The organism is Microbulbifer salipaludis, assembly GCF_017303155.1.
GTDB lineage: Bacteria > Pseudomonadota > Gammaproteobacteria > Pseudomonadales > Cellvibrionaceae > Microbulbifer > Microbulbifer salipaludis.
The window spans coordinates 2,124,570-2,139,474 of the sequence record NZ_JAEKJR010000002.1; the positions used below are offsets into that span (position 1 = coordinate 2,124,570).

Annotated in this window: 12 protein-coding genes; 5 read left to right on the forward strand and 7 right to left on the reverse strand. The window is 55.1% G+C overall.

Going from position 1 to position 14,905, the window contains the following annotated elements:
- Nucleotides 1–92 precede the first annotated feature (92 nt).
- A complete protein-coding gene (locus JF535_RS14635; RefSeq protein ID WP_207003355.1) occupies nt 93–851 on the forward strand; it encodes a TlyA family RNA methyltransferase in 759 nt (252 codons plus the stop codon).
- 29 nt (nt 852–880) lie between these two features.
- Here JF535_RS14635 and JF535_RS14640 read toward each other — a convergent pair whose 3' ends face one another.
- Nucleotides 881–1,111, reverse strand: a complete 231-nt coding sequence (locus JF535_RS14640) for a DUF1272 domain-containing protein (protein ID WP_207003356.1) — start codon at nt 1,109–1,111, stop codon at nt 881–883.
- A gap of 130 nt (nt 1,112–1,241) precedes the next feature.
- A complete protein-coding gene (locus JF535_RS14645) occupies nt 1,242–1,586 on the reverse strand; it encodes a 4a-hydroxytetrahydrobiopterin dehydratase (protein ID WP_207003357.1) in 345 nt (114 codons plus the stop codon).
- A 204-nt stretch (nt 1,587–1,790) separates the two neighbouring features.
- On the opposite strand from JF535_RS14645, the gene JF535_RS14650 reads away from it, so the two are divergent.
- A complete protein-coding gene (locus JF535_RS14650) occupies nt 1,791–3,662 on the forward strand; it encodes a DUF885 domain-containing protein (RefSeq protein ID WP_207003358.1) in 1,872 nt (623 codons plus the stop codon).
- Between the two features lie 502 nt (nt 3,663–4,164).
- On the opposite strand, the gene JF535_RS14655 is transcribed toward JF535_RS14650, so the two are convergent.
- The 5 genes from JF535_RS14655 to JF535_RS14675 form a co-directional block, all read right to left on the reverse strand.
- The gene (locus tag JF535_RS14655) at nt 4,165–4,665 is read right to left on the reverse strand and encodes a hypothetical protein (RefSeq protein ID WP_207003359.1); all 501 of its coding nucleotides are present in this window, start codon (nt 4,663–4,665) and stop codon (nt 4,165–4,167) included.
- A gap of 143 nt (nt 4,666–4,808) precedes the next feature.
- Nucleotides 4,809–5,312, reverse strand: coding sequence for a nuclear transport factor 2 family protein (locus JF535_RS14660; RefSeq protein WP_207003360.1), 504 nt, complete (start codon nt 5,310–5,312; stop codon nt 4,809–4,811).
- A gap of 175 nt (nt 5,313–5,487) precedes the next feature.
- Nucleotides 5,488–5,859 (reverse strand): hypothetical protein, encoded by a 372-nt coding sequence (locus tag JF535_RS14665; protein ID WP_207003361.1) that lies wholly within the window; start codon nt 5,857–5,859, stop codon nt 5,488–5,490.
- Nucleotides 5,860–6,263: 404 nt separating this feature from the next.
- Entirely contained in the window at nt 6,264–7,772 is a 1,509-nt protein-coding gene (locus JF535_RS14670; protein ID WP_207003362.1) for a fumarate hydratase, read from the reverse strand.
- Nucleotides 7,773–7,991: 219 nt separating this feature from the next.
- A complete protein-coding gene (locus tag JF535_RS14675) occupies nt 7,992–8,738 on the reverse strand; it encodes a hypothetical protein (protein WP_207003363.1) in 747 nt (248 codons plus the stop codon).
- A gap of 320 nt (nt 8,739–9,058) precedes the next feature.
- On the opposite strand from JF535_RS14675, the gene JF535_RS14680 reads away from it, so the two are divergent.
- From JF535_RS14680 to JF535_RS14690, 3 genes are all read left to right on the forward strand, one after another.
- On the forward strand, nt 9,059–9,640 hold the full coding sequence (locus JF535_RS14680) for a superoxide dismutase (RefSeq protein WP_207003364.1): 582 nt from the start codon (nt 9,059–9,061) through the stop codon (nt 9,638–9,640).
- Between the two features lie 199 nt (nt 9,641–9,839).
- The gene (locus tag JF535_RS14685; protein ID WP_207003365.1) at nt 9,840–11,747 is read left to right on the forward strand and encodes a DUF885 domain-containing protein; all 1,908 of its coding nucleotides are present in this window, start codon (nt 9,840–9,842) and stop codon (nt 11,745–11,747) included.
- Between the two features lie 270 nt (nt 11,748–12,017).
- Complete coding sequence (locus JF535_RS14690; protein WP_207003367.1) at nt 12,018–14,876, forward strand: YadA-like family protein; 2,859 nt, start codon at nt 12,018–12,020, stop codon at nt 14,874–14,876.
- Nucleotides 14,877–14,905 lie beyond the last annotated feature (29 nt).

Sequence of the window (14,905 nt, forward strand, 5' to 3'; positions counted from 1 at the left end):
CTGTTCGCGGCGCAGAGAGTAGCATGACAGCCAAATATACCGCTATCCCGATACTCGCCCAATACCGCCAACGAATTTGAGTCACTCCAATCATGATACGCCTCGACCTGCTGCTGGTTCAGCAGCAACTCGCCAGTTCGCGCACCCACGCCCGCAAGCTCATCGACGCCGGGCGTGTTTTCCTGGCAGACGGCCATCAATGGCGACCGGCCACCAAAGCCAGTCAGTCCCTCAGCGAAGACACGCGCCTTCGGGTCGAGGCCATGCCGGAAGACCAGTACGTGTCTCGTGCGGGCCTGAAACTCGCCGGTATCCTCGATCATACCGGCCTGGACCCCGCGGGCTGGCGAGCCCTGGATGTGGGCTGCTCCACCGGCGGCTTCAGTGACTGCCTGCTGCAACGAGGTGCCGAGCAGGTGGTAGGCGTCGACGTGGGACATGGCCAGCTAGCCAAGTCTCTGCTGGAAAACCCGCGCATGCACCTGTTTGAGGGCATCAACGCCCGCTATCTTGCTGCCGAGCAGATAGCCCCGTTCGGCGCGAATGGCTTCGATGCCGTCGTCATGGATGTGTCGTTCATCTCACAAACCCTCATCCTGCCTCAGCTTCCTGCCTTGCTGAAGGCTGGTGGTCACCTGTTGAGTCTGATCAAGCCCCAGTTTGAGGTGGGCCCGGAGGGCATAGGGAAAGGCGGGCTGGTACGCGACAGTGCGCTTTACCATCAGGTACAGAATAAAATTTGTACACTTTGTGGTGAGCTGGGTCTGGATACCCAAACCTATCTTGAAAGTCCGATTACTGGCGGCGATGGTAACCGGGAGTTTTTACTCTGGGCGCGCAAACATCAGTAACGTGAACCTGCTGCCTGACACCGCTCCTGTCAGGGCAGGATGGTTTCCAGCTTCGCCTTGAATCCGGATTTGGCGACCGCCGTTGGGGAACTGCGGCGCAACGGCCGGAGCACCAGGTTTCCCTGGCAGTTGGGGCATTGCCGCCTCAGCGCTTCGGTACACTCCGGGCAAAACGTGCACTCGTAAGAGCAAATAAAGGCCTCATCGGCAAGACCCAGTTGTGCACTGCAACGCTCGCAAGTGGCTTTCATCTTCAGCATTGTAGTCCTTCTCGTTTCCTTGCAAACCATTGAACGAGTCTGGCTGGACGCAGGAGAACCCGGCGGCAATACCCACCGGGATCCCGCCAACTGAACAGCGGGAAAGACCGCACTTGTGACCGCTGGCCGCTTAATCAGCGTCCAGCTGTTTATCGGTCCTTGCCGCCATGATGAAATCATTCTTGTGCAGGCCACCGGCCTCATGACTCCACCAGGTTACGGTAACCTTGCCCCATTCCGTCAACAGTGCAGGGTGGTGACCCACCTCCTCTGCAATCTCACCAACACGGTTGGTAAACGCCAGCGCCTGCTTGAAGTTACGAAACTTGAAAACACGCTCTAACTGCATCACGCCGTCACGGGCAATGGGTGTCCAATCCGGGATTTCCCGCATCAGCTCGGCGAGCTCCTCGTCCGAGACCAATGGCGCATCCGCCCGGCAGGCTTCACACGCCTGTGCTGCCAGTTCTGTCATACCAGACTCCTTTGATAATCATATAAATTTGATCGACTCGAATCGCGGCACTCCGCCACAAATTCCGGTTTTGCCACTTTAGCCGCCGCCAGAATGCGACACAAGGCGACCTGCATCACACAAAATAAATCCCGCAGGAACTCCTAACTATAAGTTGACTGTGCTAGTTTTTGAGCAGATTCCGCCAAAAGCTCGAGAAGCAACATGAAATACCTGTTCACAGCCCTACTTCTGACGACCTTCGTTTATGGATGCGGGGAGAAAGGCTCGCAATCAACGCCGACCGAACCCGAGAGCAGCGCCAGCGACATGTCAGGTGCCAACAAACCAGCATCCGATGAAGTGGGCGCTAACCCCGAGCCCGCCGATAAAACTAACGCAGCAAACACAACCACCGAGGCAGAGTTCCAACAGCTCAGCAATCAGATGGTAGAGCGCATGTGGCACCTGTTTCCCTCTTGGGCCATTAGCAATGGCTATTACGAAGTCGCGGAACGCCTGGAAGCGCCAGACGAAAACTACCGGCGTAAAGTGCTGGCGTTCGCGCGGGACTACCGCAACCAGTTCTCGCGTTTCAAGCCCGAGTCCCTGAGTGTCAATGCACGCACCGATCTCGCCCTGATCCAGAACTTCCTCGACAAAACCGTTTGGGATCTAAAAGAGTTCAAATCCCACGAATGGAACCCGGCAAACTACAACGTCTCCCATGGCTTCGCACTGATCCTTAACACAGACTACGCACCACTGGACGAAAGACTGCGTGTATTCAGTAACCGCATGCAACTGGTGCCCGCCTACTATACCGCCGCCAAACACGCCCTCACAAAACCCGCCGCCCCCCAGCTACTGCTCGCCATACAACAGAATGAGGGCGCGCAGTCTGTATTTGGCGAGGATACAGAGAAAAAACTCGCAGGGAGCGGCCTATCCGACAACGAAAAAGAACTCTTTAAAACCCGCCTGACCCGGGTTCGCGAAGCTATTACCGACTACGTCACCCACTTGCAGACGATGCATGCGCAAATGGACAAGGTTGATAGCTTCCGCGACTACCGCATCGGAGAAAAACTCTACGAAGAAAAATTTGCCTACGACATACAGATCGGGATGAGCGGAAAAGAACTGTATCAACGCGCGCTGCGAGAAAAAGATCGCCTGCACCTTAAAATGGACGAGCTCGCAGACAAGTTATGGCCGAAGTATTTCAAAGGAGAAAAAAAGCCAGACGACATCCTTGAGAAAATCGCCAAGGTTCTGGAGAAGCTTTCGGGAACCCATGCCACAAAGGAGGGCTTCAAAGCCGCTATAGAAGCACAAATTCCAGAGCTGGAGCAATTTGTCAACGAGAAAGACCTGTTGACTCTGGACCCCGAAAAACCGCTGATCGTCCGCACCACACCACCCTACATGCGTGGATTCGCAGTTGCTTCGATCAACGCACCCGGTCCTTACGATAAAGACGCGAATACTTACTATAACGTCATGCCCGTAGAAGAACTCCCAGACGATCGTGCCGAGAGTTTTCTCCGGGAGTACAACACCTACCTGATGCAGATTCTGAATATTCACGAAGCGATTCCCGGGCACTATACCCAGCTGGTTTACGCCAACCGATCACCGAGCCTGATCAAAAACATTCTCGGCAACGGCGCCATGATTGAAGGCTGGGCCGTATATACCGAACGCATGATGCTGGAAGCCGGCTACGGCGATTTTTCGCCGGAACTCTGGATGATGTATTACAAATGGAACCTGCGTACCGTCGTCAACACGCTCCTCGACTATGCCATCCAGGTCAAAGGCATGACCGAACAGCAGGCCATGGACATGATGATGAAACAGGCCTTCCAGCAGAAAACCGAAGCCCAAGGAAAGTGGCGCCGCGCCACCCTCAGCCAAGTACAGTTAACCAGCTACTTTGCGGGTTACATGGACATCATGTCCCTGCGAGATGAGATCAAGAAAATTCGGGGGGACGACTTTGTTCTGAAGCAGTTCCACGAGAAATTTCTTAGCTTTGGAAACTCCCCGGTGCCGGTTATTCGGGAACTTATGCTGGCGGAGATAAACCAGTAGATTTTACAATTTAGCAGATCCCAATAATCCGAAACGAAACCTCGCCCGCTATTGCTAAACATTCAAGATCAATTAAGTGCAAGAGCGGGTTAGGTTCCGAACAAACTGCTTGCGATTGTTATGTGGCATCACCGAGCCGAGAACCACTATTGGCTGCTGGCTCGTGTACTCTTCACGCCGAAAATCCATATTATTGAAAATATGATATTGATAAATATAACTTTGACCAAGAACTCTGGCGATGGCGAGTGCCGGCTAAAGGCTGAAAGTGCGTAGAATACAAAGAAGTTCATGCCGGAGGTAAACGCAAACATTAGCAGGGTAATCTTGATCGGATAATTACAAGCCAACTCTAAAAAGTCTTTTCGATAGGATTTCATTATTTACTCACATAACGCCTTGCTCACCTGCACATACTGCGGAGAGCGTTTTTGTGTAAAATGGAGCGCAGCGACAGACACAAAAACGAGCCTAGCGGTATGTGTCAGCGTGCAGCAACTTGTTAGCTTTTTTTGGCGCTCACAAATTCCATTAGCTCCGCGTACCCATTAAGCATATTTGAGCACCAGATTCTGCCTATACCCTCAACGACGATATAATCAGCCTGCATTAACCACGAATATCCAACTTTGGAAAGATTGCCCCATTGCACAGTTCGATTACCGCAAATCGGACTTCGGTAGTAAATGTATTCATCATCGTACTTAAACGAAACCAAAAACGCTTGATACGGGAAAAAAATTGCGGCAGCTAAAAATCCACCTCCAACAAGCCCTGCAGCCAACTCCTGCCCCTCATAAGATTGACTCATCGCGTAAAGGATAAATACAGCAAATGGAATTAATGCAGCCGAGAATATTTTGAAAGGTTTTGAGTACGCTACAGTTCTTACTCCACCCTCTACCTCCGCAGAATATTTTGTGTATCTGACAAGAAAATAAACGGCTAAGCCACCAATAAGACCACTGATCAAAGGCCGTGCCCAATTTAATATTTCTTCCATAAATCCTCGAGAAAGCTAACGCCTGGATAAGGCGCGACGCACCGGCGCGCCACTTTTGTGTTAATTTGCGAGCCTGCGAGCAACACAAAAGTGAAGCAAAGGTTTAGGCGTCGCCCTTCATTCATTTGTTATGGCTGCCGACCTCAATGCAGGCTCACTACTCTGGATATTTCCCACTGCTCCTGACTTTTCTTCCAAATCAAGATAAATCTAGCCGGATTAGTTATCTTTGTTGGATCACTTTTTAAGCGAAAGCTGTGGAGGCCCATCTGAATGGCACCGAAATTCTTGATCTCATAGACTTCTATGCTGCCCGGGACCAACACTCTTTCGACTTTCCCACAGATATTGTTTTTAATCCCATCAATCACTTGCTTCTTAGAGTCAATTAAGCCGCCCTGATCATGATAGAACTCTATATCTTCTGCGTAAAATTCAGAGATTAAATCTACGTTTTCGCCGCATGAGTTGTATTCAGAAAAGTGCTTTTTATCCAAATCTACAATCTTGTTATAGAGCTCTTCGTTTGCAGGGGAATACTGGTATTGGAATTCATTAGTTTCTGAATATGCCCCACTAACGCAACCCAGAGAAATTCCTACCCCAAGAATTACGTTCCCGAAGTTCCTAAGCAGTTCCGATTTCATATCCCTTTCCTCTTCTCTTGCTTTGATTGATTGCAGTCCATAACGCCGCCAGCAGGGGCAGCTTACTTTATGCGCGTTTTGCGCAAAAATGGGAGCGAAGCGACCTGCGCAAAATGTGCATAAGGTAAGCTGTCCCGCGGAGGGCCGAAGGCCCGTAGCATACTGCCTGGCATTGTTATACCTGCCTCGGCGCGATGCATTCAACGACTAAACGATCAAACACTAGAGCAAGAACACCCACTGTTTTAACACTTGGATCATATACTTCTGTGCTTTCTACACTTACGCTATTTTCGTGCATTTCTAAAGTAACTCCGATCATTTCAGTTGAAAAGTGGTATCCATTCCCTAATTTCTTCACCATAAAGAACTTTGAAAAATCTTCAGCTTTACGATCTATGCAGCTAGAATCAAAATTTCCACCGTCATTGTGGTGATATTCAAATTTTTTACTTTCTTTGACTATCTCATCTTCCGTATAGAGGCTTCCACAAGAAGTATTGATCGATACCACGAGACTGAAAATGATCGGTGTGATTTTTTTCATTTGTATTTTTACTTTTCAGGTATAACAGTTTTATTCATACGCCAAAGGCTTGTGTTCATTTGGCTTTTGTTCACCGACACTATTATCCACACAGCGCAGAATATCTATATAAATCAAAAGCTTAAGCCGAAAAATTTACCTCAACCTCAAAAAAAAGAAGCCTATAGCTTTTGTTCTTCTTTTTTAAATGGCTCCATTGTTCTTCCGAAGCCTTTGGAAATCAGTAACTTAGCTTATCCTGCTCCGTGCACACAAGCCATTGGCTGCTGAACAGCGGACTTTTTTATGTAATATGCTCAATTCGATAAAGTGAGAGCAACTTTGTCTCTCTTCCGACGGATACAAAAAAGGCCAGGCTCAAAATTGAGGCTGGCCTTTTTTGTATCCGTAAAGAGAACTCGGTCTTACACCGCACCCTCTTCGATCTTGTGCTTCCAGATTACCGGGCCGGTGTTATGCACCGATTCGCCGTTGCTGTCCACGGCGACGGTGACCGGCATGTCTTCCACCTCAAATTCGTAGATGGCTTCCATACCCAGCTCCGGGAAGGCGATGACCTTGGCATCCTTGATGGCCTGGGCCACCAAATACGCAGCACCACCAACGGCCATCAGGTACACGGCTTTATTGTCACGGATCGCTTCAATGGCGGCGGGGCCGCGCTCGGCTTTACCGATCATGCCCAGCAGGCCGGTTTCTTCCAGCATGGTGCGGGTGAACTTGTCCATACGGGTTGCGGTGGTGGGACCTGCAGGGCCGACCACTTCTTCACGCACCGGATCCACCGGGCCCACGTAATAGATGAAGCGGCCAGTCAGATCTACCGGCAGTTTCTCGCCACTGGCCAAGATATCCACCATCTTCTTGTGCGCGGCATCGCGGCCGGTGAGCATCTTACCGTTCAGCAGCAGGGTGTCTCCGGGCTGCCAGCTCAGCACGTCTTCTGCGGTCACTTCGTCCAGATTTACACGACGGGTGTTGCCGCCCGCTTCGCGAGTGATTTCCGGCCAGTCTTCCAGCTTCGGTGGAGTCTGGCGCGCAGCGCCGGAACCGTCGAGGGTGAAGTGGGTGTGGCGGGTGGCCGCGCAGTTGGGGATGATCGCCACCGCCTTGTTGGCGGCGTGGGTGGGGAAGTCTTTGACTTTCACATCCAGCACGGTGGTGAGACCGCCCAGGCCCTGGGCGCCGATGCCCAGCTTGTTGACCTTGTCGAACAGTTCCAGACGCAACTCTTCGGCACGGTTGGACGCACCGCGCTCCTGCAGCTCCTGGATATCGATCGGGTCCAGCAGGGACTCCTTCGCCAGCAACATGGCCTTCTCGGCAGTACCGCCAACGCCGATGCCGAGCATACCCGGTGGGCACCAGCCAGCGCCCATCTTCGGCACCATGTCCAGTACCCAGTCCACCACCGAATCGGATGGGTTCAGCATGGCAAACTTGCTTTTGGCTTCACTGCCGCCGCCTTTTGCTGCCACATACACGTCGACGTTGTCGCCGGGTACGATTTCGTAATGGATGACCGCCGGGGTGTTGTCGCCGGTGTTCTTGCGGGCGCCATCCGGGTCTTCCAGGATAGAGGCACGCAGCACGTTGTCCGGGTTGTTGTAGGCGCGACGTACACCTTCGTTGACCATGTCGGTCACGCTCATTTCCGCATCCCACTGCACATTCATGCCCACCTTGAGCTTGACGGTCACGATGCCGGTGTCCTGGCAAATGGGGCGGTGGCCCTGGGCACACATGCGGGAGTTGATCAGGATCTGGGCCATGGCGTCTTTCGCCGCCGGGTTGGCTTCCTTCTCGTACGCCTTGTTGAGGGCCTGGATAAAATCTTGCGGGTGATAGTAGGAAATGAACTGCAGCGCGTCGGCCACGCTGTCGATCAGGTCGTCCTGGCGGATAATCGTCATTGCCGGCTCCGGTTGTCTCTCGTCTCGAAGGCGGCGATTTTACACGAATTGGCCGACAGTGTTGGACTGGGGTTATGGAGCGTGTGAAGGGATGTAAAAGAATCGATCTGCACAGGCAGCGCAGATGAAAATGAGAATTATTGGCGAAATTTGTTTTGCGCTTGAACAGGTTCCGGGGCCAAGTAGCCCCGAAACCCTGCTCGAGCATCCTACCCCGTATTAGGGGGTAGATGCCGTAGTCGAGCTTGACTGCAGGCTGCGAATCGCGTCGCGCAGCTGTACCAGATCCTTGTTCACGGTGCGACGGTAGCTATCGATAGACTGGACCGCTTCCTCATTGGCACCCACACGGGCAGTCAGGTCTGCGCGCACGGACGACAGCTGGCGCTCCAGGCTCGCTACCTTGTCTTTGGTTTCACGAGAGGCGCTCACCGTGGACTCTTTCAGCTTGGCGATATCACTCTCAAGCGCGGCCACTTTTTTCAGGCTGCTTTCGAAGCTCCTGATCTTGCTGGAAAGCGCCGCCACGTCTTTTTTGGCCGCGTCTGCGGTCGCCTTGTTGGCGGCAATGCTCTTGCGGTTGGTATCGTAGGAAACGCCCCACAGCTTGCGGATCTCAGAGGCATTCTCTTTCACCTTGGCATTCAGCACTTCAACCGAGGCCGCGGATTCTTCACCAGACATCTCGAAGCGCTTCTCCAGCTGCACGATACGCGCTTCCGCATCCACTAGCTGTGCACGCGTGTCCTGCCACTGGGTGTACAGGAAGCCGGCGCCGCCCACACCCGCGAGGCCCAGCAGAAGCGCCACAATCGCGAGGAAAGAAGAGCCACCACTGGAGGATGACTCGGCAGCCGGAGGGGGCGGCGGGGCATGACGTGGCCGGCCAGCCGCCGGGCTATTGGCGATCTGAGGGTCCATAGAAGATGCGCTGCTGCCATCGAATGTGGGCTCTCTGCGTTGCATGATGTCGTCCTGCGTTGGGATGCGGCCAGTTCGGGCCGGCAATCGGTAGAAATAGGCGGCAGTTATACCAAAAATTGACGAAAAAGTAACCGGTTACTGTTATCAGAATAGGACAACGGAACTCCGGGAACATTCAGTTATTGATAATCATTCTCGAAATTAACCGCAAATCACAGCACCTTTTGCCTCTATGGGGGCGTTTCCGCGCATTCCAACGGCTTAATAATGACACCAAGCGGGTGTAGAATGCCTGCCACCAATAACAGACCTACTACCGTACTTGGGTCGGTACAGGTCCCGGACAAAGGAAGGAATATTACATGGCACACGTTCTCCCCGAACTTCCCTATGCTATGGACGCGCTGCAGCCGCACATCTCTCAGGAGACCCTGGAATTCCACTACGGCAAACACCACAAAACCTACGTGGACAAGCTCAACGGTCTGCTGGACGGCACCCCGGACGCCGACAAGTCTTTGGAAGACGTCATCAAATCTTCCTCTGGTGGCGTATTCAACAACGCCGCGCAGATCTGGAACCACACCTTCTACTGGAACAGCCTGAGCCCCAACGGCGGCGGTGCTGCTACTGGCGCAGTGGCGGAAGCCATCAACGCAGCCTTCGGTTCCTTCGACAAGTTCAAAGAAGAGTTCACCGCAAGCGCCGTGAACAACTTCGGCTCCGGCTGGACCTGGCTGGTGAAGAAGTCCGACGGCTCTGTTGCCATCGTGAACACCTCCAACGCCGAAACCCCGCTGACCGACGGCAGCGTGACTCCCCTGCTGACTTGCGACGTATGGGAACACGCCTACTATATTGACTACCGCAATGCGCGTCCGAAGTACATGGAAGCGTTCTGGGCACTGGTAAACTGGGACTTCGCGAACCAGAACTTCGCCTGATCCCGGATACTCTCCGGTGATACCGAAAGCGGGCCCCTGAGGCCCGCTTTTTTATGCGCACGCAAAACCACCTCCCCACCCTTTGCGTACAAATGCGTACAAGAAGTGACCGACGGCTCATGAAATTTGCAACCAACGCCGCTTATGGTTACAACACTGAACCCTCAAACCCTTTATTCACTGACGTTGAGATAACACCATGAAACTCAAGCTGACTCTGCTGGCAGCCGCCATAAGCGCGCTGGCCATCACTGGTTGTGACCGCGAACAAACGAAAACGCCGGAGTCTTCGGCTGCGGACTCTGCCCAGGTCGCCGATCAGGCAAAGGGCAACAATGCCGACACCTCTGATGCAACCGCCGGCGGCAACCCAGAAGTCATCGAAAAAACCAACCAGCTTTTCGAAGAACAGTTCCAGACCCACCTCAATCGCAGCCCGGAGTTCAAGACCTTCCTGGGTATGAAGGACGGTTACGACAAGTGGGACGACATTTCCCCCGCTTTTGAAGAAGAAACCCACGAGATTAAAAAGAGCCAGCTGGCGGACCTGAAAAAAATTGATCCCAAGCAGCTCGACGACGCGACCCGCCTCTCCCTGGAGCTCGCTATTCGCAACCTGGAACAGGATATCGAAGGCTGGAAGTGGCGACTGCACACTTACCCGGTCAATCAGATGTACGCGGTGCACACCAGTGCGGCCTCCCTGCTGATCAACCAGCACCGCATCGACAACGTTTCCGATGCGGAAGCCTACATCTCCCGCCTGAATGCCCTGCCAACGCACTTTGAGCAACTGATTGCCAACCTGAAAGAGCGCGCCGACAAAGGCGTCATCGTGCCGAAGTTTGTATTCCCCTACGTGATCAGCGATGGCAACAACCTGATTACCGGCGCGCCGTTTGACGACGGCAAAGACAGCACCCTGTTTGCCGACTTCAAGGGCAAGGTCGAGAAGCTGGAAATTGCTGCCGAAGAAAAATCCGCACTGATCGAACAAGCCAAATCGGCGCTGCTGGACAGCGTCAAGCCGGCCTATGAAAAGCTCAATGGTTACCTGACGGAGCTGGAGAAAGTAGCCACCACCGACGACGGCGCCTGGAAACTGCCCGACGGTGACAAGTTCTATCAGCACCGCCTGAATGTCTACACCACCACCGACATGAGCGCCGACGAAATCCACCAGAAAGGGTTGGATGAGGTGAAGCGCATTCACAACGAAATGCGCGAGATCATGAAGACGGTGAAGTTTGATGGCACCCTGCAGGAATTCTTCGAATTCATGCGCACCGACGAGCAGTTCTACTACCCGGAAACCGAGGAAGGCAAACAGCGCTACCTCAAAGAAGCCACGGCGATGATTGATAATATGAAGCAGCGTCTGGACGAGCTGTTTATCACCAAGCCCAAGGCGGATCTGATCGTCAAAGCGGTGGAACCCTTCCGTGAAAAATCCGCCGGCAAGGCCTTTTACCAGCGCCCTGCGCCGGATGGATCCCGCCCGGGTATTTACTACGCCAACCTGTACAAGATGAGCAGCATGCCCGTGTACCAGATGGAAGCGCTCGCCTACCACGAAGGTGTGCCCGGCCACCACATGCAGCTGTCCATCATGCAGGAACTGGAAAACGTACCCAGCTTCCGCAAGTTCGGCGGCTATACCGCTTACACCGAAGGCTGGGGCCTGTATTCCGAGCTGGTGCCCAAGGAAATCGGCCTGTACGAAGACCCCTACTCCGACTTCGGCCGCCTGGCGATGGAACTGTGGCGCGCCTGCCGCCTGGTGGTCGACACCGGCCTGCACAGCAAGAAATGGACCCGCGAGGAAACCATCGACTGGCTGGCAGAAAACAGCCCCAACCCCCAGGGGGATGTGGTCAAAGCCATCGAGCGCTACATCGTGATGCCCGGCCAGGCCACCGCGTACAAAATCGGCATGATGAAAATTGTCGAACTGCGCGAAAACGCCAAGCAACAACTGGGCGACAAGTTCGATATCCGCGAATTCCACGATGTAGTACTGGCCAATGGTGCCGTGCCTCTGGATGTGCTGGAGGAACTGGTTGGCGAGTGGGTTGCTAGTAAGCAAGACGCAGCCGCCGCGCAGTAAACTTGTCTACCCCGCAGCCGGGTAACCTCGGCGCCCGCCATTCACACGAATTGGCGGGCGCCTTTCCGCACCGTCCTTCTACCGCTCGCCCCCTAGACCGTCCTCCTTTGCGCACTCGAAGCGCCTTGCCCAAATACATCCACGCCATTGGCACGACTCCACCCGCCAGCCCGGTTGCGGGAGAACCAAACCCCTGCTTGACTAAAACATGACCAATTAGAGCAATGGATGCTCAAAAGCCGCCCAACGCGCCACATCAGGGAAGAAGTTATGCCCCACACCAACCAACCACAGTTTCCTCGCAAGCACCTCGCCAACGCCATCGCCAAACTAGTAGCGACCACCCTGTGCTACCTCACGATGGCCAATGGCGCCAACGCGCAATTTGTCTGTGAAGAGGCTGGCCCGGCAAATAATACAGGCGATGGCGCCACTGCCACCGGTGGTGCTTCTGTTGCCTGCGGTACCAACGCCGAGGCCAGTGGTAACGCGTCGGTAGCCGTCGGCAACTCTGCCACGGCCAGCGGCGACAGCTCAACTTCGGTGGGCAGAGGTTCCACTGCCTCTGGCGCTTCGTCCTCTGCTCTGGGCACGGGCGCGAGCGCCACCGGTACTGCCGCCACCGCAGTAGGCAACAGCTCGCAAGCGACCGACGACAACACCAGTGCTTTCGGCGCCGAGGCCTTTGCCTCGGGGGTCGGCAGCACCGCCATCGGCACGAACAGTTTCACCAATGCCGATGCAGCTACCGCGGTAGGCGCCGCCAGCAGCGCTACGGGGGCCGCCTCCACCGCCCTCGGTGAAGGGAGCTCTGCCACAACGCAAAACAGTACAGCTGTTGGCGCAGGCGCTTCGTCTCAGGCAGAAAATGGCACCGCCATTGGCCAGGACTCTGTGGTCGCTGCGGGCGCCACTAATGGTGTCGCCCTCGGCCAGGAGGCAAATGCCAGCGCGGCTTCTGCCACGTCACTAGGTGCCCAATCCGCCGCCTCTGGTGAAAACAGTACCGCAGTGGGCGCCGCGTCACGAGCCCAGGCCGAAGGTGCCAGCGCCTTCGGGCAAAATGCGCAGGCCTCCGGCACCAACAGCACCGCTCTGGGCCTTGGCTCCTCCGCCTCACAACTATCCGCCACCGCCGTGGGTGCCAATGCCATTGCCTCTGGCTCTGAAAGCACCGCACTGGGCCAAAACGCACAGGCTACGGCCAACAACGCCACGGCCCTGGGTGAAACCGCCAACGCCAGCGGTGAATCCTCCCTCGCCGTGGGACAGAACTCCGCCGCCCAGGCTGCACGCGCGACCGCCGTGGGCCAGGAAGCCAAGGCGGAAGAAACCGATACAACCGCCCTTGGTAACCTTGCCACCTCGACAGCAGCCAGTGGCACCGCGGTGGGTGCCTCGTCAAACGCCCTTGGCGAGCAGAGTACTGCAGTGGGCGCCAATACCTTTGCCGTGGGGAACAGCAGCACCGCCGTGGGCCAGGGGTCTAATGCCACGGGCGCCCAAGCGACCTCTCTTGGCTCTCAAGCCAGCGCCGGCGGTGCCGACGCGACCGCACTGGGTTCTGGCAGCAGTGCAGCGCAAAACAACGGAACCGCCACCGGTGCCAACGCCAGCGCGGGGCTGAACGCCAGCGCTTTTGGTCATAGCGCCAACGCCTCAGGCACCAACACAACGGCGGTCGGTAGTGCCGCGACGGCGAGCCAGATAAACGCCACCGCCGTTGGCCAAGGAACACAAGCGACGGGCGAGGGCGCGAGCGCCTTCGGCGTTGGCGCAAACGCCAGCGGCGCGTCCTCCGTCGCCTCCGGTCAAGGTGCGCAGGCCACTGCCGGCAGCGCAACCGCTCTGGGCAGCACATCACGGGCCGAGGCCACAAATTCGGTGGCACTGGGTAAAGGCTCTGTGGCGGATCAGGCAAATACAGTTTCGGTAGGCACGGTTGGTAACGAGAGACGCATCGTCAACGTTGCCCCCGGCACCGACGGCACCGACGCAGTGAATGTCGATCAACTGGATCAACAAAACCAGGACTTGATGCAAAAAATCACCGATGGTGATGCGCAGACGCTGATCGATGCCAACAATTACACCAATGGGGAAATCACGACACTCAACAACAGCCTGATGCAGAAAATCACCGATGGTGATGCGCAGACACTTATCGATGCCAACAGCTATACCGACCAGCAGGTGACCGATTCCAGCAACCAGCTGATGCAAAAAATCACCGATGGCGACCAGCAGACACTGCAGCAGGCCAACACCTACACCGACCAGCAGGTGACCGACTCCAGCAATCAGCTGATGCAAAAAATCACCGACGGTGACCAGCAGACTCTGCAGCAGGCCAACACCTACACCGACCAGCAGGTGACCGACTCCAGCAATCAGCTGATGCAGAAAATCACCGACGGTGACCAGCAGACCCTGCAGAAGGCCAACACCTACACCGACCAGCAGGTGACTGACTCCAGCAATCAGCTGATGCAGAAAATCACCGACGGTGACCAACAGACTCTGCAGCAGGCCAACACCTACACCGACCAGCAGGTGACCGACTCCAGCAATCAGCTGATGCAGAAAATCACCGATGGTGACCAGCAGACTCTGCAGCAGGCCAACACCTACACCGACCAGCAGGTGACTAGCTCCAGCAACCAGCTGATGCAGAAAATCACCGATGGCAACCAGCAGACATTGCGCAAGTCTAACGCCTATACCGACCGGAGCTCTGCGCAAACACTGCAACAGGCTAATCGCTATACCGACCAGCGCGTCGCTGAAATCGCTGGATTCAATTTCCGGGGTTTGCAGCAATTCAACAGTCGCATGGATGACTTCGACCAGCGTCTGAACCAGACCAACACCCGCGTGGACCGCATCGGTGCCATGGGTATCGCCATGCAGCAAACCGCAATCAACGCCGGTGGCTCCAGCTGTAAGAACTGGCGGGACTGGAATGAATGTCGCGGGCGAATCTCTGTAGGGGCCGGTTGGTTGAATGGCGAAAGCGCCGTGTCGATTGGCTACGGTCGTCCACTGGGAGAGAGCGGCCGGATTAGCTTTGGTGGTGCCTTCAGTGGCAGTGAGGCCGGCGGTGGTATCGGCTTTGGCTTCGATCTGTAGCCGATCGATATGCACCATAAATAGGCAGC

Coding starts and splice junctions, on each gene's coding strand:
- JF535_RS14635 (WP_207003355.1), top strand. CDS start 93: ATGATACGCCTCGACCTGCTGCTGGTTCAGCAGCAACTCGCCAGTTCG.
- JF535_RS14640 (WP_207003356.1), bottom strand. CDS start 1,111: ATGCTGAAGATGAAAGCCACTTGCGAGCGTTGCAGTGCACAACTGGGT.
- JF535_RS14645 (WP_207003357.1), bottom strand. CDS start 1,586: ATGACAGAACTGGCAGCACAGGCGTGTGAAGCCTGCCGGGCGGATGCG.
- JF535_RS14650 (WP_207003358.1), top strand. CDS start 1,791: ATGAAATACCTGTTCACAGCCCTACTTCTGACGACCTTCGTTTATGGA.
- JF535_RS14655 (WP_207003359.1), bottom strand. CDS start 4,665: ATGGAAGAAATATTAAATTGGGCACGGCCTTTGATCAGTGGTCTTATT.
- JF535_RS14660 (WP_207003360.1), bottom strand. CDS start 5,312: ATGAAATCGGAACTGCTTAGGAACTTCGGGAACGTAATTCTTGGGGTA.
- JF535_RS14665 (WP_207003361.1), bottom strand. CDS start 5,859: ATGAAAAAAATCACACCGATCATTTTCAGTCTCGTGGTATCGATCAAT.
- JF535_RS14670 (WP_207003362.1), bottom strand. CDS start 7,772: ATGACGATTATCCGCCAGGACGACCTGATCGACAGCGTGGCCGACGCG.
- JF535_RS14675 (WP_207003363.1), bottom strand. CDS start 8,738: ATGCAACGCAGAGAGCCCACATTCGATGGCAGCAGCGCATCTTCTATG.
- JF535_RS14680 (WP_207003364.1), top strand. CDS start 9,059: ATGGCACACGTTCTCCCCGAACTTCCCTATGCTATGGACGCGCTGCAG.
- JF535_RS14685 (WP_207003365.1), top strand. CDS start 9,840: ATGAAACTCAAGCTGACTCTGCTGGCAGCCGCCATAAGCGCGCTGGCC.
- JF535_RS14690 (WP_207003367.1), top strand. CDS start 12,018: ATGCCCCACACCAACCAACCACAGTTTCCTCGCAAGCACCTCGCCAAC.